Source organism: Sulfitobacter undariae (genome assembly GCF_014196805.1).
Lineage (GTDB): Bacteria > Pseudomonadota > Alphaproteobacteria > Rhodobacterales > Rhodobacteraceae > Sulfitobacter > Sulfitobacter undariae.
The window spans coordinates 68,925-91,058 of record NZ_JACIEI010000001.1 but is presented as its reverse complement, the minus strand read 5'-3'; the positions used below and the strand labels follow the sequence as shown (position 1 = coordinate 91,058).

Here is a 22,134-nt window from a genome sequence, read left to right as displayed (position 1 = left end):
TCCGGCGCAAGAATTCGCCACTTTTATCAATCGACAATGGCAATAATGTCAGCCTCTCCATACCCCAACGCCCCAAGCACTGCGGCAGTATCGGCCCCGACAGCAGCCGGAACTTTGGGCGCAGGCACTGCACTTCGGCTGAAGCGGGGAGCGGGGGCAGCCTGTAGAACACCTTGCGGCGCGATAAAGGTTTTGCGTGCGGCCATATGCGGATGAAACTGCGCCTCGGAAAAGGTTAGCACGGGCGCGACACAGGCATCGCTGCCGTCAAATATCGCCGCCCATTCATCCCTGCTTTTCTGTGCAAAGGCCTGCGTATACTGCGCATGCCGTCTGGGCCAATGTGTCTCATCGTTTTGACTGGCTTGATGGTCCTGCGGTAGCCCAGTCTTTTCCAACAGCAGCGCATGGAACTGCGGCTCCAGCGCCCCTACCGAGACAAAACCGCCACAAGAACAAGTATAGCAACGATAAAACGGTGCGCCGCCATCCAGCCAATTTGTGCCGCGCTCCTCAGTCCATCGGCCCTGCGCCAACATGCTGTGGATCAGGCCCATCATGGCAGGGACGCCATCCACCATCGCGGCATCCACCACCTGCCCTTTGCCAGAAATCCCGCGCTCTATCACCGCGCTCAGAATGCCCAACAGCAAAAACATTGTACCCCCGCCGTAATCGGCGACCATATTCAACGGCGGCACAGGCGGGCGGTCAGCGTCACCCATGGCGTGCAACGCCCCCGTCAGCGCCAGATAGTTGATGTCATGGCCCGCAGTTTGCGACAGCGGCCCCTCCTGCCCCCAGCCTGTCATGCGCGCATAGATCAACCGCTCGGGGCAGGAGTCAGGGCCGAGGCCCAACCGCTCCATCACACCCGGACGAAAGCCCTCAATCAACACATCACTGGCCTCGATCAGCCGATGCGCAGCCTCCAGTCCAACTGCATTTTTCAGGTCTAATACCACCGAGCGCTTGCCGCGTCTGTTTACATCTGTGGGATCAGCAGGCGCTGTCTTGCGGTCCACGGTGACCACATCAGCCCCCAGATCAGCCAGCAATTGCCCTGCAAGGGGCGCAGGCCCAAGGCCCGAAAATTCGACCACTTTCAACGATGCTAAGGGTCCAGCCATTATACCACTCCCGGCAGTGTCACCTCACGGGCGCCTTCTTCAAATTCTTTCAGTGACAGCGGCCAGACCACTCCGGGCCAGCGCAGCTCCATCTCTTGTTTGCGCGGTCGATAAACGGCGGTGTAGAGCGTGCCAAAACCATAGTTAAACGCCGTAGAGTACAACGGTGGGCGCAGAAATGCGTTGATGAATTTCTCTTCCGGGTCTTGGTGAAAGCGCAACCGGTGCAGCAAGAACCGCTCGCGCTCAACCGTTGCGGTAAACCGCGCATGGCTGATCCATTCCACGTTTTCTTGGTGGTTTGTCGCCACCGCGGCATGGGTGATCACCGCAGGGCGGTCTGGCGCCATCATCACCGTCAGGTAATTGCGTTTGCGGTCTAACACAGTCACATTATAGCTCATATGTGTCGGCACGCGGGCCAACACCTCGCCTGCTTCTTCCGCTGTTTCGCAGATTTGCAGGACATAGCGCAGGATCAACGGCACGCCAAATCCATCTCCCGCCACACGCCTGCCGCCAAAGGTCAGCGAGATGGACAAGCCTTTGTCGTTCACACCGTCCACCAGCCCCCACAGCCCGTCTGACGTGCCCATCACCGCACGACCCATCCAGCGCGTGCGTAAGACAAGGCTGTCAAACGCCTTTGGATTATAATCGTAATTGCGTACCAACACAGGCTGCTTGCCGCCCCAAACCGCTTGTGAGCAACTCGCCAGATAGGGCGGGGGTGTGTAAAAGCTTAGGAAGCGCGCTGCGTGGTCACCGCCGCCTGCCAGCTCGCACAGCTCTTCGTACAGCGGCACCATCTCGGGCATATGGGTACGCAAGGCCCTTAGACTTGCGGCATAGGTCGGGCGGGCGGTCTCACCTTCTTTGAGCCACCATGCCCGATAATTGGGCCAGTATTCACGGAAAAGCCCGGCCCATTTCGGGCCGGGCAAATCCTCGGAGATTGCGCGCCAATACATGGGCCGCCTTCCTATCAATTACCTTAAAGGATCTTGAACGCTGGATCAGAAAGCAAGGGATCTGCCGACGCCGCTGGCAATGGTTTGCCTTCTACTGCGCTTTTGATGCCGTGAATCCACTTTTTCGCACGTTCATTCAACTGGAAACTTTTCGTCATCGAACGCCCGCGCGTCACAAGAATACCAATGTCGGCCCCCTCATAGCGGTAATCACCTGGCCGCAAAATACGCAAGAAGAACGCTTCGTTTTCGCTCTCTACAGCGCGGCGGTGATAATCGAAACGGTCCCACACCACAGAGCCATCTTCACGCATCTTATAGATGCCAGTCTCCGGGGCTTCGGTGCAGATATCAACGCTGTCTTTGGTGTGTTTAATCACCATCTGGCTCCAGCTGTCGATGTTATCGGGCTCGGCCCAACGCGCGTTCAACTCGTCAACATCCAGATTGAATTTCTTCTTGGAGAATTCCAACAAGTGGAACAAGAACAACGGGGCATCCGCATGGGCAAATGCCGCGTGGTTGGTCATAGAGGACGCGCCCGTGATACGCGGATTCAACTCGCCCAACCAAAGCTCGCCTGTTTTTTTGTCGATCAGGAAGTCGAGCTCAAAATACCCGCGATAGCCTTCCTTGCGCAGCTGTTCCCCGAACTTGAAGGTCAGATCACGCGCCTGTTGGCGGACTTTGGGCGGGAAGGCAGTGGACAGGATTTCATTGCCACACCAACCGCCACGATAAGGCGTCAATTCGTTGAAACCGACCAGTTCCGTCATCAACGGACCAACGATTGTGCCCTCTTTGGTCGCGCAGGCCTCAATCGCGGCACCGCGGCAACTGATCCGTTTCATGATCTTGATCTCGCCCTCACCGATGATCTCGGATTGGTGGCGGCGGAAGTCGGCTTCGTTTTTGATAAAGAACGTCGTGTGGCCGCTGTCGCCAAAGGCAGATTGCAGCACCAGATCATGCCCGATGCCTGCCTTTTCGCAGGTCTTGCGCAGGTCTTCATAAGATTTCACTTCGGCCAATGTGTTCGGCACCGAAGGCACCCCCGCCTTGTTACCGATCCGCACGGTTTCGATCTTGTTGTCCATCTTGGTGCGCAGTTTCGCTTTCGGGAACCACACTTCTGCGCCCAATTCTTTGGACAAACGCTCCGTTTCCTCATCAAACATCAGGAACACGAACTTGGGCTTGCCTCCGCGCTTTTTGATAAAGTCGATGACTTCTTTATGCTGCAACAGATAGTTGTTGATATCCTCGATGGACTGGAACTCTGCATGGGGCTGCTCGGAGGGGCAGAACACGTTGGGGTGTTTGCCGCCGTAGCAGTCGATATAGCAGATATATTTGAAATTCTTCACCCATTCATCAAGGCCCAACAGGTTAAAGTTGGTCGCCGAGATGAAATAAACAGGGTCTTCGTTACGGTGAAAGAAACGGCGGATTTCCGAGATATTTCTAAGAACGGTAGCCATAGTCGTGCTCCTTATCTTTAATAATTAAGTCGATGTCTTTTTCGATGCTTTTGGCGCTGGTTTTTCCAACTGTGGCGTCTCCACTTGCGGGCTTTCTAATACCGCAACGGGCTTAGGCGTGCCCTCCGCGCCTTCAAGCGCCTCTTGCGTGAACACCCGCAGCCCTAAATCAGGCCGATAGCCGTGAATTTCGCTCACATCTAACGCGCGCATGAAGGACAGGATTTCCTGACTGATCACCTGCCCTGGCACCAGAATGGGAAAGCCCGGAGGATAGGGAATGATAAAGCTGGCCGATACAATCGTCTCGCTCCGCGCCATCGCATCTTTTAATGTGCCGTCCAACTCCAGATAATCACAATTCTTGTCATTATAAGCGAGGAAGAACGCCTTGCGAATATCCCCTTCGGCGCTATTGCCGCTTTCTAGGAACGCTTTGTGGAAGCGACTGAAATCAGGCAGCGGCGGGCAATTATCGAGCAGATTTTTCACGCGGCGGTCAAACGCCAGCTTTTCCATGCCCGAAGCGTCATCGTTCAATTCGTCCAGCGAATTCGCAATCTCGACCAAAACTTCGATCAGATAGGCGACGCTTGACCGTGTCGTGCCGATGTTGGTCATAAACAGAACTGTGTTGCGTGAGGTTTTGTTGATCTGGATACCGTATTTATCCATCAACACCTTGTTCTTAAAGGTATCTCCGTCCCAACCTGTACCACCAACCAGCAGCGTCACGCGGCTGGCGTCCAGCACAAATTCGTCGCGCTCCCAGCAATCCCACAGATCGGTCCAGCCTTGTTCAGCGTCGTAATAGCTGGTCACGCCACTTTCGCGGTGCTCTTCGGGGATCATGTCGCCGGCTGTCAGGACCTTAAAGTACTTTTGCAACAACGGGTGATCGCTGATGGCGCGGCGCATAGACATCGCAGCCTCGATCTGGCGCTGCACAAATTCAAAGCCTTCCAGTTCAACCTGACGGCGCCCCACATCCAGCGATGCGATGATCTGATAGTTCGGTGAAGTCGACGTGTGCGTCATATAGGCTTCGTGGAAGCTCTGCTCGACCTCGCCTTTAAAGTCCTGATCGTTGACGTGGATCATGCTGCCCTGACGCAGACTGGTCAGGGTTTTATGGGTGGACTGCGTGGAATAGACCCGCACCCGCGCTGTCGGCGGCGGGATCAGGCGGGTTTTCAGCAAGGTTTCGTGGCTTGCATCTTTCAGCTCTTCTTGCTGCGCCTCATAGGCCTCGCGATGTGCAGCGGTTTTGAACTTGGCGCGCAGCACATTGGCGGCGTTCATGCCTGTACGTTGGCGATATGTCGGGTTGAAACGGGCAAAGGCAAACCATGCCTCATCCCAGAGAAAGATCAGATCAGGCTTAATCGCCAGACATTCCTGCATCACCCGCTCGACGTTATAAACCAGCCCGTCGAACGTGCAGTTGGTCAGCAGCAGCATCCGCACGCGGTCCAGCTTGCCCTGTGCCTTCATCTGCAACAGGCGTTCTTTGATTTCACTCAGCGGCACCGCCCCATACATTGAGTATTTGCTGAGAGGATAGCTGTCTAGATAGCTGACCTGCGCACCTGCCAGCACCATGCCGTAATGGTGCGATTTGTGACAATCACGGTCAATCAGCACGATATCACCGGGTTGCAACAACGCCTGCACAACGATCTTGTTACAGGTCGATGTGCCGTTGGTGGCAAAAAACGTCTGTTTAGAGCCAAAAGCACGGCTGGCCAGCTCTTGCGCCTCTTTGATCGGACCGTGTGGTTCCAGCAAGCTGTCCAATCCCCCGGAAGTGGCCGAGGTTTCCGCAAGGAAGATATTGGGACCGTAAAACGCACCCATATCCTGAATCCAATGGGACCGCGTAATGGATTTCCCGCGGCTGATCGGCATCGCGTGGAAAACACCCGTCGGCTGTTTGGAGTATTCAACAAGCGCCGTAAAGAACGGCGATTTGTTCCGCGCCTGTACACCGCGCAGGATGTTCAGATGCAGTTCCATGAAGTCTTCGGAGTTATAGAAAACGCGGCGGCAAATTCCCAGTTCCAGACCTGCGATATCCTCAACCGAGCGTTCAGTCACCAGATAGGCATCCAGCTCGGGACGAACCTTGGCGATCATCCGGCACAATTCTGGGCCGTAATTCTCGGGCGGAATCGCGTCAATTTCGTCACGCCCCCCTGCACGCGCCAGATATCGCGTCAGGATTTCTTCCACTTTGTCAGAGTGCAAAACCAGTCCCGGGCGCACCACGATGGCCTGAATGTTGTGGTTAAACAACACCGCGATCAGTGCATCCTCAATCGAGGGTACAACAACGGCTTCATAAATGAACGGGTCTTCGGGGCGACGCATACCCGTCACATTGGCCTTCAGCCAGCGTTCCTGATGATCGTTCACACTATCCACGATCAGCACTTCGAAATAGGGCTTGGACAGCGCGCGCATCTCGACGCTCAGGTGTGCCTCGTCATCCTGCTCGTCCTGATCAACACTATCGCGCTCCAGCGGGATGGAACGGCGGCGATAGGCCCCAGTGGTCAACGCCCGCGTGATGCGGTTCACGGCAAAGCTGACGTCATCCAGTTTGCCTTGATCAAAGTGACGGCGGATCAGGGCAAAGGCCTGCTTGCCTGGGAAAGCCCAGTAGGACTCCATATCGCCTAGCGACTCAAACAAGCTTTCAACAGTACCGCGCAATTGCGACGCTTCCCCCGCACTTGGGTTGCGCGTCAAGGCGCTGGTGGCTTCGCGCAGAGCGCTCCACCGGTCGGATCGCAATTGGATCGCTGACGAATAGTCTCTCATCGCATGCATTCTGTCTCACTCCGCAAAGTCTGCGCAGCAAGGCGTTGCGATGAGAACGGAGCGGGTATTTACCCGCCCCGCGTGCAAACGCCTAGCCGCTAGATGTGTCTGTGTCCGTCGTTCCGGTAAGAACACCGGGTTTGACAGTTGGATTAGGAACGGTGGCCGCAGGTGCGACAACCGCAGTATGATCAACCACCGGCACAGCGGTGCCAGCAGTCGGGTTTGGCAAAGGCTCGGCAGGGAAGGCTGGCGGCACTTTGAAAGCAAAGCCCGGCAGACTGTCATTACCCGCCGTGTCAGGCGTATAGGGCACCCGCATCGCAGGGCTGGTGGTGTCTAGACCAGCAGTAGTTCCCTTGTGCGGTATCTCTAGTGGGCCCAACGTCTTGAGGTATTCATCGGTTCCGCTGGTACGGTCATAAACCGAAAAGTCGGTGGAGCGGTCGCGGAAGGATTTAAGAACCTGCCCCAAACCTTTCATGCCTGTTTCGCGCTGACGCCGCACCATATCGAGGTCGATCTCGATCGGGAACATATCTTCTTGGCCTGCGGATTGGTGCAACACCATCGAGGTTGGATCTACGACGCAGGATTTACCTACACCGCCAGCACCCAAGCCGTTTACGTCAATCACATAGCACTGGAACTGCGCCGCCGTCGCACGTGCAATCGCCAGTTCGGCGTCACGGTCGGTGGTGCCTGTCAGAACAGGGTGCAGCAAGACTTCGACGCCCTGTGATGTCAACTGGCGTGTGGTTTCGGGGAACCACATGTCATAGCAGATCGACAGGCCAAAGCGGCCCACATCCGGCACGTCAAACACACAGAAATCCGTACCCGCAGCGATGCCTGCCTCGTAGGGGCGGAATGGGAACATCTTGGCGTAGCGGCGGATGATTTCGCCCTGCGGGTTGATCACCACAGAGGTGTTATAGATGCGGCCGTCTTCGGGATCGGTAATGAACATCGACCCCGGGATCAACCAAACCCCATGTTTGACCGCAGCAGCCTGAAATTTCTCAAGTGCTTCGTTCTGGGGCGGCAGCGAATATTGGTCCAGCGGACCATAGGCCGCCAGTTCAGAGAACAGAACCATCTGGGTCCACGGGAATCGTGCCATCAGGATATCCAGTCGCTGGATCATGCCATCGACGTTGGGTTGAAGCGCGTTTACGTACATTTGTACGCCAGCAATTGCAAAAGGGGTCATAGATACTCACTCCGAAAAACACGGCTCTGGCCGTTTGAGCATGTCTTTACGCCCATTATTCCACAAGGGGAACAGCCCTTCCTTCGTGCGTTGATCACGAAGGAAGGAGTGAGTGATATCATGCCCAGAGCGCCGATGTTATGCGGCCGCCCGTTTGCGGGTGTCGCGGGCATTGCGGCCCCGCTGCATCATGACAACTGCCCCCAGCAGCAACAGCGCAGGGATGAACATCAGGTATTTGCTGGGCTGTGGCTGTGGCTTGAGCACACGAAGCACTTCTTGATCCCAATCCAAGCCCCCCTCAGCCGCAACCGACCCAAAGGCAACATTGTCGATGATCATCTTACCGCCATCGTCACGGAAGGTCAGACCCGCGGCTTGCAGGCGTTCTTCGCCGGTGCCATCGGTGATAATGGGCACCAAAGCAACAAACTCTAGCGGGTCACCGAAGCTATCCCTCCCCATCACACGCAGACGCAATTCATCGCCCAATGGTGTCAGGCCAGCGGCCTCGGAAATCTCGATAGGATCGACCTCAAGGTAAGGCGCTGAAACCATATCCATCCAGAACCCCGGACGGAACAGCGTGAAGGCGATCAGCAGCAAGGCGATGCTCTCATAGATGCGGTTTTTGGCAAGGAACCAACCTTGGGTCGCTGCCGCAAACAGCAGCATCGCTATGGTCGCGACAACAAAGACGAATATCCCCTGCGCCCATGTCACATCAATCAACAGCAATTCAGTGTTGTAGATAAACAGGAACGGCAAAGCCGCAGTGCGCAACGAATAGAAGAAGGCAACCACACCGGTTTTGATCGGATCACCGCCAGAAACAGCAGCCGCAGCAAAACTGGCCAGACCAACAGGCGGCGTCACATCCGCCATGATGCCAAAGTAGAACACAAACAAGTGCACAGCAATCAGCGGCACAATCAGCCCGTTTTGTTGACCCAGCATCACAATAACTGGGGCCAGCAACGCAGAAACCACGATGTAGTTCGCCGTAGTCGGTAGGCCCATCCCTAGGATCAGCGACAGCACAGCAGTCAGCGCTAGAATTGCCAGCATATGACCACCGGACAGGACTTCGACCACATCAGCAAGGGCCGCCCCCACGCCAGTCTGGCTGACAACACCCACAATGATACCTGCAGTTGCGGTTGCAATACCGATACCGATCATGTTGCGCGCGCCTGTCACCAGACCATCAATCAAGTCCAGAACGCCTTTTTTCATATCAGAGGAAAATTGGCTTTCGCCACGGAACATCGCCATCAAGGGGCGCTGTGTCAGCAAAATAAAGATCATGTAGGCCGTTGCCCAGAAGGCCGACAGACCGGGGCTGAGGCGGTCCACCATCAGCGCCCAGACCAGTACAACGATGGGCAGAATAAAGTGCAAACCAGAGCGCACTGTCGGACCTGGAACAGGCAAACGTGTCACAGGTTCGTTCGGATCATCCAGCTTGAGCGGCTCTTCGCGTGATGCGACATAAAGCAGGCCCACGTAGATCGCCGTCAGGAAGACAAAGATAATGTAACCCGCGCTTTGTGGAAAGGCAGGACGAATCCAGCCCATCAGGTAATACACAGCAAGGCTGAGCGCACAGATCGCGGCGATGATGAAGGCCGTGCCCATCAGACGCGCGACCCAAGGTTTGGGCGCAACCGCACGTGGCAAGCCGACCATGCCAGCCTTCAATGCTTCGAGGTGCACAATATAGACCAAGGCAATGTAGGAAATCGTTGCAGGCAAGAAGGCGTGTTTGACAACTTCGGGGTAAGGAATACCTACATATTCAACCATCAAAAAGGCAGCAGCGCCCATAACTGGCGGCATAATCTGACCGTTAACCGAAGAGGCAACCTCAACTGCACCCGCCTTTTCAGAGCTGAACCCCACCTTTTTCATCAGCGGAATTGTGAATGTGCCCGTTGTTACCACGTTCGCGATAGAAGAACCTGAAATCAGACCTGTCATGGCAGAAGAGACAACAGCCGCTTTCGCAGGCCCGCCTTTCATATGCCCCATCAAGCTGAACGCAACTTGGATAAAATAATTGCCTGCACCCGCACGGTCCAGCAGCGAGCCGAACAAAACGAACAAGAACACAAACGAAGTCGAAACACCCAGCGCGATGCCAAAGACACCTTCGGTCGTGATCCACTGGTGGTTCACGATCTCGGACAGGGAATTACCTTTATGCGCGATAATGCCCGGCATTTGAGGACCAAGCACAGTGTACATCAAGAACACACTCGCCACGATCATCAACGCTGGCCCCAGCGCACGGCGTGTGGCTTCCAGCAAGATCATCAGGCCAATAACGGCAACAACATAGTCTTGCATGATCGGTGCACCCACGCGGGAGGCGATATCACGGTAAAAGAAAAAGAGATAAAGGGCAGCCAATGCGCCTACGATGGCCAACGCCCATTCCCAGATAGGGATGCTGGACTTTGGAGAACCAAGAACAACTGTGGCCGCAATTGCGATGGCGGGAATAGGCACCCACCAGACTGCAACGCCATCTTTGGCGGAAATCATAAACAGAGCAGCCAGCGCCAGAGGCACCACAATGCCCAAGATCATCTGAAATTTCGTGCGCGCGGCCGGGAATGCAAGGATGCCAAGAAACAGTGCAAATGCAAGGTGGATCGAGCGTGCCAGCGTGTCGTTAAACAAACCGAAAGGCGACGCGATATAAAGCTGGAACAAGGACCATGCCAGCGCTGTCAACAACAGCAAAACACCAACCGGACCTTCAACAGAACGGCCGCCTGTGTCGGAGGATGCAACAAGTTCGTCTAGCTCATTCTGGGCAAGCCCCCCGCGTCCGGCGGCTTCGGCCTCTACAGCAGCTGCTTGGTGTTGGTCTGTCATGGAAATGTCCCCTATTGCGTGCCGCACCTTTTGCGGTGCGTGCAAATCTGCACATCTGATTTTTTTTGTGTGATGTGAAGCCGTTGAAGTGGCAGATCGTAATCCGCCACCCCGTATATCATAGCCTAGATGGCAAAGCCTAAGTGGCTTATTCCATCCAGCCACGCTCTTTGTAGTACTTCACAGCGCCGTCATGCAGAGGCGCGGAAAGACCAGCAGAGATCATTTCTTCTTCTTTCAGGTTTGCGAAAGCAGGGTGCAGGCTTTTGAAACGATCAAAGTTGTCGAACACGGCCTTAACAACCTGATAGATTGTCTCATCTGGCACATCTGCGGATGTCACAAACGTCGCACGTACACCAAAGGTGTTTGTGTCATCAGGCGAGCCTTTGTACATACCGCCGGGGATGACTGCTTTGGCATAGTAAGGGTTGTCTGCAACCAGTTTGTCGATTTCTGGGCCTTCAACAGAAACCAGTGTCGCATCAACGGTTGAGGACGCTTCTTGGATGGAGCCGTTCGGGTGACCAACAGTGTAAGTGATCGCGTCAACCTTGTTGTCGCCCAGTGCGGCGGCCTGCTCGGCTGGCTTCAGCTCGGATGCCAGTGAAAAGTCGGCCTTGGTCCAACCTTTGGCGTCCAGAACAACATCCATTGTACCCGCAGAACCGGAGCCAGGGTTACCCACGTTCACGCGTTTACCTTTGAGATCATCAAAAGCTTTTACGCCTGAATCTGTACGCGCCATGATGGTGAACGGCTCGCCGTGAACAGAGAACACAGCGCGTTCTTTGTCGAATTTGTTGCCTTCATATTCGGACGTACCGTTATACGCGTGGTACTGCCAATCGGACTGGGCCACGCCCATATCCATATCACCCGCTTTGATCGCGTTGATGTTGGCGATGGAACCACCAGTGGACGGCGCTGTGCACTTCAGACCGTGATCGGCTGTACCGCGGTTTACCAAACGGCAGATCGACTGACCTACAACAAAGTAAACGCCCGTTTGACCGCCCGTACCGATGGTGACGAATTTCTCCTGCGCAAAGGACGCAGTGCCCGACAGCATGGCGCCCGCAAAGGCACCCGCTACGGTCATTGTTTTGAACATCTTCATAGTGAACTCTCCCGTTACTATTTTGGAAGCAGCGTAAATCGCTGCATCAGATTCTGTACGAAAAGCTGTGTATGGATCACCGCGCCCCAGTGGCGCGCCCCTCCAATTCACCTAACCTCCCGCTCCGGTTGTGCGGCCTGTTTTACCCAAGCCTGCCCGAATTCTATTAATAAGCGTAGGCAGCTTTTCCAAGATGATCAAGTCTTGACTGTGAGTCAGTTGAAAATGCAACTAGGGCTATAATCTGTGGGGCAAAACCCTCTCACACCCGTCCGTTGGTCCTTGGCATCGAATACGAAATTGTGTTCCTTCAATGACATTGACAGCCTTGCCAAGCAGCATCGTAATACGTTCTACACATCTGCACGCTATCTTTTGTAAAAGACACCGGAGCACCCAATGCCAGATTTTTCCAGCCTCACCCGTTACAGTACCTTCGCGGGTGTTATTGTTCTCGCGGTTCTAAGCCTATTTTCAATGTTCATCTGGTCGGGTTGGTTTATTCTACCACTGCTTGTCTTCGGCGCTCTCAGCTTGCTTGGCCTGCATGACGTCCGGCAAACAGCGCATTCGATCTTGCGGAACTATCCCGTGCTGGGCCACCTGCGGTTTCTCTTTGAACAAATGCGCCCCGAACTTCGCCAATATCTGATCGAAGCAGACCAAGACGAGGTCCCCTTTAGCCGCGATGCACGTTCGCTGGTGTATCAACGCGCCAAAGGTCAAGAAGACGCCCGGCCCTTCGGGACACGTATGCGGGTGTATGATGCGGGCTATAGCTGGGTCACCCATTCCGTGCAGCCGACCCATATTGAGGACACTGATTTTCGCATCAAAATCGGCGGTAAAAACTGTGCAAAACCTTATAGCGCCTCCATCTACAACATCTCTGCCATGAGCTTTGGCGCGCTGTCTGCCAACGCCATTTCGGCACTGAACATGGGCGCGGCCAAGGGTGGATTTGCCCATGATACGGGTGAAGGCGGGATCAGTATCTATCACCGCCAAGCAGGCGGCGACCTGATCTATGAAATTGGCTCGGGCTATTTTGGGTGCCGCACCGAAGACGGGCAATTCAGCCCCGAAAAATTCGCCGAACAAGCCGCAAGAGATCAAGTCAAAATGATCGAAGTTAAGCTGTCTCAAGGTGCCAAGCCGGGTCATGGCGGCATGCTGCCCGCCGCGAAAATCACCAAGGAAATCTCAGATGCGCGGGGCGTCCCTATGGGGTTTGACTGCGTTTCGCCAGCATCGCACTCTGCCTTCTCTACCCCCATCGAAATGATGCATTTTCTGGGCCAGTTGCGCGAATTATCGGGCGGGAAACCTGTGGGGTTCAAGCTGTGTATCGGACACCAACGTGAATTCATGTGCATCGTAAAAGCCATGTTAGAGACGGGTATCATCCCTGACTTTATCGTTGTTGATGGCACCGAAGGCGGCACAGGCGCTGCGCCGCTGGAATTCGCCAACCACGTTGGTATGCCCATGGTCGAAGCACTGACCTTTGTACATAACACCCTGCGCGGCGCAGGCATCCGCGATCAGGTCAAGCTGGGCGCGGCGGGCAAGATCATCTCGGCGTTTGATATCGCAAGGGCGCTGGCACTAGGGGCAGATTGGTGCAATTCCGCACGCGGCTTCATGTTTGCCATCGGCTGTATTCAGGCCCAAGCCTGCCACACCAACCACTGCCCTGTGGGTGTCGCTACGCAGGATCCTTTGCGTTCAAAGGCATTGGACCCTTTGCATAAATCCGAAAGAGTCGCACGGTTCCACCGCAACACGCTCAAGGCCTTGGGTGAAATGACTGGCGCAGCTGGCCTATCCCACCCGATTGATTTCCTCCCGCATCACCTGATGCAACGCCAATCCGACCGTTCAATGGTACAAGGGAACCAAGCCTTCCCTTACCTGCCCGAAGGCTTCTTGGTAGATGATAAAGCCGCAGATCATATGGGTTATAAAGAGCGTTGGTCCCGCGCCCGCGCCGAAACGTTCAATCCGCCGGCAGAGTTGTAGCGCATCCTAACGCATCATACGCCGCTTCCAGCCCTATGGGGGCGGCGTATACCACACGCCCATCCAATACACAGCGTGTGATCAAGCTCCCCGCTTGGGGCATTGAGGCATCTTTTGCTGTGCCAATAATTCCGCTGCCGTGGATCATATAGGTTTGTGACGCAATCGGCAGCGACGCATAGCCCTGCCAAAGCGTCAGATCGACTTTTCCGCCGAACACCCCTTTCGACATGAGCCGCATCCCCAGCGCCGTCCCCTCAGGCGCTCCGCTAAACGTCCAGATGTCATTCCCGAAACCGTCTTGCGGCACCCGCGCCCCGTTAATTGTAGTGCCACCGATTTTCACAGGCTCGGTGCCTTCAACCCTATCAATCGCACCCGCCAGTTGCCCGTATCCATCCCAATCCACAGACCGCAGGTTGGTTGTGATAACTTTCTCGCCACTCCAAAGGCCGCTGACCGCAACCCATTGCCTCTTTTTAACAACAGCTTTCGGCGGCACATGAACAGCGGTTCCCATAACTGTGGCTGTACCTTCGGTCACAGTGGCGACCGGGCCTACAATGGGGAACACCTCCAACACCCGCGTGGCAACAAGTGTGCCATTGCTAAGCGTTGCGGCAATTGCCAGAGTATCACCAAGCTGAACCGCGCCCGATGGCCCAAGCGGACTAAGGATTCGCACACCTTCTGGTAGCAAAATCTCACGCCCTGCAACGACCAAGGGATTGACGGTTTCAACCACGCCAAACACAGCCAAACGCGGCGCATCCTGCGCATGCGCCTGATAGGCCAGACCAACGAAAATCAAAAAAGTCAAAAGGCGCATTGCAAAGCTCTCCCGCAACACCGCTACCCGAAAAGACCCGACCTCGGACAGCAAAAAACGCGCAGAGGTTTCCCTCCGCGCGCTTAAATTTTGATCCGACTTAGCGGCCTACTTACTTGCCTTCAGCGACGGCAGCAGAAAGTGCTTCTTCAAAAATCGCCAGACCTTCGTCAACGATTTCCTCAGAAGCCGTCAGCGGCACCATCACGCGAATGGCGTTACCTTGCATGCCACAGCTCAACAGCAGCAAACCACGCTTGAGCGCCTGCGCGATGATACGTTTTGTCAACGCGCCATCGGCTGCAATGCTCTCAAAGTCAGTGACGAATTCAACAGCAACCATCGCACCCAAACCACGGATGTCCCACATACGGTACGGCGCTGCACGTGCACCGATCTCGGCGAAACGCGCCTTGAGCTTGTCACCCATCGCGATGGATTTCGCGAGCAAATCTTCGTCTTCGATTACAGTAATCGCAGCCAAAGCTGCCGCACAGGCAACAGGGTTACCGCCGTATGTTCCGCCCAGACCGCCCGGGTCCATCGCGTCCATCACATCGGCGCGGCCAATGACACCCGCCAAAGGATAGCCACCCGCCATGGATTTCGCCACTGTGATCAGATCAGGCACAACGCCGGAATGTTCAATCGCAAACCATTTGCCAGTCCGGCCAAAGCCCGCCTGAACTTCGTCAGCGATCAGCATGATGCCGTGTTCGTCACAAATATCACGCAGCGCAGTCAGCATCTCAAACGGCACAGGCGTATAGCCGCCTTCACCCAAAACAGGCTCGATGATGATCGCCGCAATGCGCGCCGGATCAGCATCTGTCAGGAACAAGTTTTGCAACCCCGTCAGCGCGTCCTGAACGGTGATACCGTCACGCACATTCGGGAAAGGCGCACGGAAAACATCCGCAGGGAAAGGGCCAACGCCTTTTTTGTAAGGCGATACTTTGCCCGTCATGCCCAGCGTCAGCAGGGTGCGACCATGGTAAGCTCCTGTAAAGGCAATCACACCTGGGCGGCCAGTGGCAGCACGTGCGATTTTCACTGCGTTTTCCACAGCTTCGGCACCTGTGGTGACCAGCAGTGTTTTCTTGGGCGCGTCACCGGGGGCCAGCGCGTTCAGCTTTTCAGCCAACTCAACGTAAGGCGCGTAAGGCACAACTTGGAAAGATGTATGCGTATAGTGATCTTCTTGCGCTTTGGCCGCTGCAATCACACCCGGGTGACGGTGACCCGTGTTCAACACGCCAATGCCGCCTACGAAGTCGATATAGCGGTTGCCCTCAACATCCCACAACTCTGCATTTTCGGCGTAAGACGCATAAACAGGCGCGGCCGACGCCACGCCACGCGGCACAGCAGCTTCACGGCGCGCAACCAAATCAGCATTGGTGTACTTAACAGGAACCGCTTCTTCTACGATAGCGATCTGTGGAGTCTTTTTTGCGCCTTTGCGTGGCGCGCGTTTTGCAGTGCTGGCCATGACATATTCCTGAATGAGAGAAAAACGAACGCAATATACCTGCGTTTAAAATAGCCTTTTGCCCTGTTTAATTTAATTGTCAATCTGGATAATTCTGGCACTTGTACATTTCGCCAAGTGGTGATCATTTCGGGCCAAATCTTGCTGACCCTTGCCCAAGGTTTCGGCACGCATTTCAAGAACAGGAAAACCGCTTTGGACATCGGACAACGGCTCAAACAAATCCGTACAGAGCGCGGTCTGTCACAGCGCGAACTGGCAAGCCGTGCAGGGCTGACAAACGGAACGATCTCTTTGATCGAAACTGATAAAACCTCACCTTCGGTTGCATCTCTCAAAAGCTTGCTGGATGCGATCCCGATCTCCATGGCCGAATTTTTCGGATCCATCGAAGAGCCGGACACACCCAAAGTGTTCTACCGCGCAGATGAGTTCACACAGCTTGCCCCGAACGGCCCCGAACAGGTATCGCTGCGGCAATTGGGCAACGCCCGTAAACACAGCCTTCAGGTCCTCCACGAGACATACCCCCCCGGCGCCGATACAGGACCCGAGTTTTTGTCCCATGATGGCGAAGAAGCGGGAATCGTCACGCGCGGCCAGATTGAACTAACGGTAGGGGACAAGGTTGGGGTTTTAAACTGTGGGGACGGATATCTGTTCGACAGCCGACTACCTCACAGGTTCCGAAACATCAGCGACACCCCCTGCGAGATCGTAAGCGCCCTAACCCCACCCGTTTTCTAACGCCAAACGTCCAAAACAAAGGCCCTCCTGCAAGAGGAAGCCTTTGTTAATTTAGGCTCATTACCTGACAACCCCTGTTTTATCGATTTGTATCGGTTGGATTGCGATTTTTGCGAGGCTTATATTCCTCTTCATAGTCACTTTCGCCAGAATTATGCTTTGATGTCATCGCGATCACAATTCCGGCCACCAATGTCAGAATCATGAGGCCACCGATAAACAGTTCGTTTGTCATTGCCGCCTCCGTTTTTCAAAGTGTTCGCTTTAAAAACACCTCGCCTCATTCAAAGTTCCATAAAACCCGAAACTTAGTTAATATGGTCAGAAATCATTGGCTTTCTTTTCAGCTAAAGGCACTGGAAATGTAAGTTCAAGCTTATAAACATCCTCTGCCTCATCGATCTCGAGTGTCCCGCCTAGCTGCCGCGTGAACGCCTGTATCAAACGCGAGCCAAGGCCCGTTCCGCTTTCTGGCACCACATCCCCCAAGGTATTTTCAACCCGCAACTGTGCCGTCTCTGCTGCTGTTTTCTTGAGGCTGACCACAATTCTTTTAGCCCCACCTGTATCAGCGGATATGTACTTCAAAGCGTTTGTCACAGCTTCTGACACCAACAAGGACATCGGTGCCGCATCATCAGCGCCGATCATAATGTTGTCGTAATCCTCTTTAATATCGACATTGGCATTCGGGGGTAGCCCGACAGCCAGACTCTGCGATACGATTTCACGCAACAAAATCCCCGCATCAACACGTGACATTTCATCATCCTGATAGAGGCTTTTGTGCACCGTAGCGAGGCTAAGGATACGGTCCTGCAACCGTTGCAACACCTTGCGGTTTGCTTCGGTGGGTGCCTGACGGATTTGCATGCTCATGATCGAAGAGATCAATTGTAGGTTGTTCTTTACGCGGTGGTGAACCTCTTTCAAAAGGATATTTTTCTCACGCAGACTATCTTCCTGCCGCGCTTCATCTTGCAGAATTGATTTTGCCATTCCCAGAAACGTTTGTTCCATGGTGAATATCTCAAACGGGACGCGCTCGCCCAATGACATTCGCGGCAATGTCCGGTTTAACGCAAAGTGCCGCATCTGGCGGCCCAGTTTGCGGATATGGGTGATGGCAAGACGGTTCAAAGACCAAAAGGCAACGATCAGACTGGCCAACCACATGACAATCGGCAACAACGTGGAAATGCGGCCAGAGAAATCCGTTTGCAGCATCGGCGTATCGCTGGGCCAGACCGTCATCGCGAACGCAGTTCCCTGGATCAACGGCACCACAACATAGACCCGTTCAATGCCTGCCTGATTTTTGGCGGAAAACACCTGACGCGATGGGCCGGTAAGTTGGTTCAGCGTATAGGCAGCTGGCAACTCTTCGTCGGGCAGGCCGTAATGTTGATCAGTGGTGAGCAGTTGTCCAAGGTCATTGTATGTAAAAAAGGACAAAGGAGGCGCATCGAAATCCGCAATTTCGTGATCCTCCAACGTGTCGCGTGCGATGGAGATGTAGACAAAACCGATCACCTCTTCTCCATCAAACACGGGCACAGTCACAATCACCACTTGCCCATCCGTGACCACGGAACGCTCAACAGAAGAAACAGTCACCGTCCCCCGCTCCATAGCGGCCTGATACACGGGCGTATTCACCAGATCGTAAGGTTTGTCTGAGGATGAGCATGCCATCATGCCGTCATGCTGAACAAAACCGACCAACAAGAACTTCTTTGACTCATCATCATAGCCCCGAAGAATGCCGGAGCATTGCGCAGAATCCTCGCCAATCAGTTTGACCACCGCAGCCAAGGCACGCCCCGCGCCCAACGCTTCTTGCAATGTTGTGCGCTCGCCTGTTGCGGCCTGATCCGTCACTGCGATCAAGGACAATTCCGCCGAACTCTGGCTCTGGTCCGCAATCTGGCGGGTTTGCACCACTGCGATTAGCCCAATCGGCAGCAGTGCCAGAGACAAAAACAGCAGTATTCGAAATGTAAGTCCACCGAAGAAGCTATTGCGCAAGAAGCCTAATGTCATCTGCTAGAAACTCGAAACTTTCGACGCCGATAGAACAGACATCGTTGCATCATCTGTCATTTCCATCGCCTCATTTTCTTTCAGGCCCATCAATTCGGCCAATTGTGCTCGCGCCCGGTTTGTGCGGCTTTTGATGGTGCCCACAGCAACGCCGCACATCTCGGCAGCTTCCTCATAGGAAAACCCGGACGCACCGATCAATAACAACGCTTCGCGCTGCTCAACTTTCAATTTGCCCAACGCAACGCGGAAATCATTCATCTGAAGATGCCCGTCATGGGCGGGTTTCTCGGCAAGGCTCTCAGTAAACACGCCGTCAACATCCGCGACTTCGCGCTTGGCTTTGCGGCGAGACGAATAATACGTGTTTCGCAGGATCGTGAACAACCATGCGCGCATATTCGTGCCGACCTGAAATTTATCGATGTTGGTCCACGCTTTTACCAGCGTATCCTGCACCATATCATCCGCAATGGCCCCATTACGTGTCAACGAGATCGCAAAAGCGCGCATTGCGGGCAAATGCTCAACCAGTTCGTCGCGCGGGTCTGACCCCTTGGCGTCTGGATTACTCATTTTTTACTACCTTCACCGCTATCTTGCTGTTTGAGTTGCTCCAACAATGATTTAAAGCGATCTGGAACACCTTCATCCATCGCTTCTTGATATACGCGACGCAGGTTTTCATCGATCACCTCTTCACGCTGTTTATTCTGGTTTTGTCCCGACATTTGCCCTCGATCACACAAAAAGTTCAAAAAATACTATTGCTCATGGAACCTAACGCAGTTCACAGGCGTTAGGTTCCCGAAAAGATAATAAAAAGGACCAGCACTAATGACTGATGCATCACACGCCGAAACAGTGAGCGACCAACTGGGAAAATTCATTCCCTACCTGCGCCGCTATGCGCGTGCGCTCACCGGCAGCCAGACCAGCGGCGATAACTTTGCTGCGGCCTCGTTGGAAGCAATCCTGACAGACCGTTCCGTTTTGGACGGCACCGACGTAAAAACCGGTTTGTTCCGCGTGCTTTATGGTATTTGGTCCAGCGCAGGCGCCCCGATTGAAGAAGGCGAAAACGGCCCGCGCGCCAAAGCGCAGCGTCTTTTGAGCAAACTCACCGACAACAGCCGCGAGGCATTGCTGCTCTATACGATTGAGGGCTTTTCCTATGCCAATATTGGTACAATCATCGGTGTAGACGCAAATGAAGCAGAGGAATTAGTCGCCATCGCACGCCGCGAGATGGCGGATAATGTCGCTGGTTCGGTCATGATCATCGAGGATGAAGCCATCATTGCAATGGATATTGAAAGCATCGTCGCCGATATGGGCCACCGTGTCACTGGCGTTGCCCGCACCCGCGCCGAAGCCGTGGAGCTGGGCCGCGCAGATGTACCTGACCTGATCCTTGCGGATATTCAACTGGCAGATAACTCTTCCGGTATTGATGCGGTTAACGATCTGCTGGCCGAACTGGGCCACCGTCCTGTTATCTTTATCACGGCCTTCCCCGAGCGCCTGCTCACTGGAGACAAACCAGAACCCGCCTTCCTGATCTCCAAACCCTACACCGAAGATCAAGTTATCTCGGCTGTCAGTCAGGCGATGTTCTTCTCCTCGACCGAGACGTTGAACGCCTAAACTTCTCCCCACACATCCAAGCAAAGCCCCGCCGTTAATCACGGTGGGGCTTTTTCATTTGGAACATTTGCGCACCCCGCTGCGTTAACTCTGTGAAACACAGATAAACCACGGAGAATTTTGAAAATGGCAAATGCATCGAACGGAAAAAACGTATCAGTAGAAGACTTGTCGGCCCAGATGGAGATTCTGAGAAATGACTTGTCAAACCTGACGCAGACGCTGTCTGATTATGGTGTCAGCAAATCCGCAGAAGCAACACGTTATGCCAAAGCGACCGCCGCCGACCTAGAAGCAGCGGGGCGTAAGAAAGCCAGCGAAGCACAGGCACAGGCCGAAGAATTCGTTCACAATCAGCCCGCGACCTCGCTGGGTATTGCTGCTGGCATCGGCTTTCTTGTCGGCATGATGACGGCGCGCCGCTAAGATGGTTTCCGGCATGCTCGCAAAGGCCCGCGCACAGGCTGGCCATTCTGCACGCACCGTCGGCATCGGACTATTCGCGAGCCTCGCTCTTTTGGTGGGGCTCGCCTTTTGGACAGGTGCCGCGTGGTTTTTGTTGCTTACAGTGACAACCCCGCTCAACGCCTGTCTGGTCCTCGGGGCCGTTTACACAGGTGCTGCATTGGTCGCTTTTTCTGTGATGTCCATGCGCAGCAAAAAGCCAGTGGCGCCGCCGCAGCCGACCAAGGCCCCCGAAGCCAATATGGAAACGATGATGGCTGCCTTTATGACAGGTTTAAACGCCGGTTCGCGCCGTCGGTCCTGACATTTCGGCCTCGTCATCAGTCGAGTATAACTCACCGTCTTCATCCCTCTGCGCATCCTCTACCTCCTCAAAAGGAGAGGCCGCGTCAGGGGTTTTTTCATGATAAATGTGTTTTTCGACCTGCGCATTTACAACAGCACCCAGTAAAATCACAAAACTGCTCAGCCAGAGCCACACCAACATTGCGATCACCGCCCCGATTGAGCCGTAAACCTGATTATAATTCCCGAAATTCGCGACATAATGCGAAAACATGACCGAAAGCGCAGCCCAACTGATCACAGCAAAAATCGCCCCTGCCCTGATCGAACGGCGGCTGGATTGGCCACGGTTCGGGCCATACCGGTACAGTACGCTAACCCCTGCCAGCAAAACTCCGACAGCAATCGTCCAGCGCACCGCTTCGGCCAATACCCCCGCAATGCCGCCCAGTGGGAAAAATGCCAGCACAACAGGCGCAATTACCAATGTCACCAGTGACACAACGCCAACCCCCACCAGCGCCAGCGCCAGCAACAGCGCGCGCATGTAATGTGACGCCGTCGCGCGGTTCTTTTCGCCGTGCACGGCATTCAGGCCCGTCATCATCGCCGCAACCCCTGCCCGCGCCGACCACAACGCCGCCGCGATAGAAATGATACCTGCCCACCCCAATGTATCCGGGCTGGCAGTAACGAGGCTCACGATCTGGGCGTGGAAAATTTGATAGACGTCATCGGGCAACAGCCCCTGCATATCTTCTAGCTGTGCGATCACGACATCCGGATCGGACACAAGGCTCAGCAATGCGATCAAAGCCGCGATGGCGGGAAACAACGACAACATCCCGAAAAAACCAACGCCTGCTGAAACCAGCGATAGGTTGGTGTCTCCGATTTGTTTGAACCCGCCGCTCAGAAATGCCCAAGCGGTGGCAAAGGCACTCTTCGGTGCAACAGTTACGGATTGGTCACTCATTAATTTC

General features: G+C 54.6%; 19 protein-coding genes. 5 read left to right on the top strand and 14 right to left on the bottom strand.

The window, feature by feature from the left end:
* Window positions 1–26: 26 nt before the first annotated feature.
* From GGR95_RS00415 to GGR95_RS00385, 7 genes are all read right to left on the bottom strand, one after another.
* Complete coding sequence (locus tag GGR95_RS00415) at window positions 27–1,130, bottom strand: CaiB/BaiF CoA transferase family protein (protein ID WP_184561654.1); 1,104 nt, start codon at window positions 1,128–1,130, stop codon at window positions 27–29.
* Complete coding sequence (locus tag GGR95_RS00410; RefSeq protein WP_184561652.1) at window positions 1,130–2,101, bottom strand: C45 family autoproteolytic acyltransferase/hydrolase; 972 nt, start codon at window positions 2,099–2,101, stop codon at window positions 1,130–1,132. Before GGR95_RS00410 ends, GGR95_RS00415 begins: the two co-directional genes overlap by 1 nt.
* 23 nt (window positions 2,102–2,124) lie before the next feature.
* Window positions 2,125–3,582 carry a biotin carboxylase gene (locus GGR95_RS00405; protein WP_184561650.1) on the bottom strand — a complete coding sequence of 486 codons (1,458 nt, stop codon included), beginning with the start codon at window positions 3,580–3,582 and terminating at the stop codon, window positions 2,125–2,127.
* A gap of 24 nt (window positions 3,583–3,606) precedes the next feature.
* Entirely contained in the window at window positions 3,607–6,414 is a 2,808-nt protein-coding gene (locus GGR95_RS00400; protein WP_184561648.1) for an aminotransferase class I/II-fold pyridoxal phosphate-dependent enzyme, read from the bottom strand.
* Window positions 6,415–6,496: 82 nt separating this feature from the next.
* Window positions 6,497–7,618, bottom strand: a complete 1,122-nt coding sequence (locus GGR95_RS00395; RefSeq protein WP_184561646.1) for a carbon-nitrogen hydrolase family protein — start codon at window positions 7,616–7,618, stop codon at window positions 6,497–6,499.
* A 138-nt stretch (window positions 7,619–7,756) separates the two neighbouring features.
* Window positions 7,757–10,501, bottom strand: coding sequence for a TRAP transporter permease (locus GGR95_RS00390; protein ID WP_221384646.1), 2,745 nt, complete (start codon window positions 10,499–10,501; stop codon window positions 7,757–7,759).
* A gap of 148 nt (window positions 10,502–10,649) precedes the next feature.
* Window positions 10,650–11,615 (bottom strand): TAXI family TRAP transporter solute-binding subunit, encoded by a 966-nt coding sequence (locus GGR95_RS00385; protein ID WP_425506368.1) that lies wholly within the window; start codon window positions 11,613–11,615, stop codon window positions 10,650–10,652.
* Window positions 11,616–12,020: 405 nt separating this feature from the next.
* Between GGR95_RS00385 and GGR95_RS00380 the strand changes: the two genes are divergently transcribed.
* A complete protein-coding gene (locus GGR95_RS00380; RefSeq protein WP_184561641.1) occupies window positions 12,021–13,643 on the top strand; it encodes an FMN-binding glutamate synthase family protein in 1,623 nt (540 codons plus the stop codon).
* On the opposite strand, the gene GGR95_RS00375 is transcribed toward GGR95_RS00380, so the two are convergent.
* Both GGR95_RS00375 and gabT read right to left on the bottom strand, forming a co-directional pair.
* On the bottom strand, window positions 13,621–14,472 hold the full coding sequence (locus GGR95_RS00375; protein ID WP_184561639.1) for a hypothetical protein: 852 nt from the start codon (window positions 14,470–14,472) through the stop codon (window positions 13,621–13,623). The genes GGR95_RS00380 and GGR95_RS00375 overlap by 23 nt on opposite strands.
* 112 nt (window positions 14,473–14,584) lie before the next feature.
* Complete coding sequence (gene gabT / locus GGR95_RS00370; RefSeq protein ID WP_184561637.1) at window positions 14,585–15,964, bottom strand: 4-aminobutyrate--2-oxoglutarate transaminase; 1,380 nt, start codon at window positions 15,962–15,964, stop codon at window positions 14,585–14,587.
* Between the two features lie 195 nt (window positions 15,965–16,159).
* Between gabT and GGR95_RS00365 the strand changes: the two genes are divergently transcribed.
* Window positions 16,160–16,711: a cupin domain-containing protein gene (locus GGR95_RS00365; protein ID WP_184562733.1), complete on the top strand. Its 552-nt coding sequence runs from the start codon at window positions 16,160–16,162 to the stop codon at window positions 16,709–16,711.
* 79 nt (window positions 16,712–16,790) lie between these two features.
* Here the strand turns inward: GGR95_RS00365 and GGR95_RS00360 are convergent, their stop codons facing one another.
* The 4 genes from GGR95_RS00360 to GGR95_RS00345 all read right to left on the bottom strand — a co-directional run bounded on the left by GGR95_RS00360 (window position 16,791) and on the right by GGR95_RS00345 (window position 19,449).
* Entirely contained in the window at window positions 16,791–16,946 is a 156-nt protein-coding gene (locus GGR95_RS00360; protein ID WP_184561635.1) for a hypothetical protein, read from the bottom strand.
* 86 nt (window positions 16,947–17,032) lie between these two features.
* Window positions 17,033–18,691 carry a sensor histidine kinase gene (locus tag GGR95_RS00355; protein WP_246423246.1) on the bottom strand — a complete coding sequence of 553 codons (1,659 nt, stop codon included), beginning with the start codon at window positions 18,689–18,691 and terminating at the stop codon, window positions 17,033–17,035.
* Between the two features lie 66 nt (window positions 18,692–18,757).
* Window positions 18,758–19,330 carry an RNA polymerase sigma factor gene (locus GGR95_RS00350; protein WP_184561631.1) on the bottom strand — a complete coding sequence of 191 codons (573 nt, stop codon included), beginning with the start codon at window positions 19,328–19,330 and terminating at the stop codon, window positions 18,758–18,760.
* On the bottom strand, window positions 19,327–19,449 hold the full coding sequence (locus GGR95_RS00345) for a NepR family anti-sigma factor (RefSeq protein WP_343042018.1): 123 nt from the start codon (window positions 19,447–19,449) through the stop codon (window positions 19,327–19,329). Before GGR95_RS00345 ends, GGR95_RS00350 begins: the two co-directional genes overlap by 4 nt.
* 142 nt (window positions 19,450–19,591) lie before the next feature.
* Here GGR95_RS00345 and GGR95_RS00340 point away from each other — a divergent pair, with 142 nt between their 5' ends.
* The 3 genes from GGR95_RS00340 (at window position 19,592) to GGR95_RS00330 (ending at window position 21,170) form a co-directional block, all read left to right on the top strand.
* Window positions 19,592–20,401 carry a response regulator gene (locus GGR95_RS00340; protein ID WP_184561627.1) on the top strand — a complete coding sequence of 270 codons (810 nt, stop codon included), beginning with the start codon at window positions 19,592–19,594 and terminating at the stop codon, window positions 20,399–20,401.
* A 126-nt stretch (window positions 20,402–20,527) separates the two neighbouring features.
* Complete coding sequence (locus GGR95_RS00335) at window positions 20,528–20,827, top strand: ElaB/YgaM/YqjD family protein (RefSeq protein ID WP_184561625.1); 300 nt, start codon at window positions 20,528–20,530, stop codon at window positions 20,825–20,827.
* A 13-nt stretch (window positions 20,828–20,840) separates the two neighbouring features.
* A complete protein-coding gene (locus GGR95_RS00330; protein ID WP_184561623.1) occupies window positions 20,841–21,170 on the top strand; it encodes a phage holin family protein in 330 nt (109 codons plus the stop codon).
* Here GGR95_RS00330 and GGR95_RS00325 read toward each other — a convergent pair.
* A complete protein-coding gene (locus GGR95_RS00325; protein ID WP_184561621.1) occupies window positions 21,141–22,127 on the bottom strand; it encodes a YihY/virulence factor BrkB family protein in 987 nt (328 codons plus the stop codon). The two genes, GGR95_RS00330 and GGR95_RS00325, sit on opposite strands and share 30 nt — an antisense overlap.
* Window positions 22,128–22,134 lie beyond the last annotated feature (7 nt).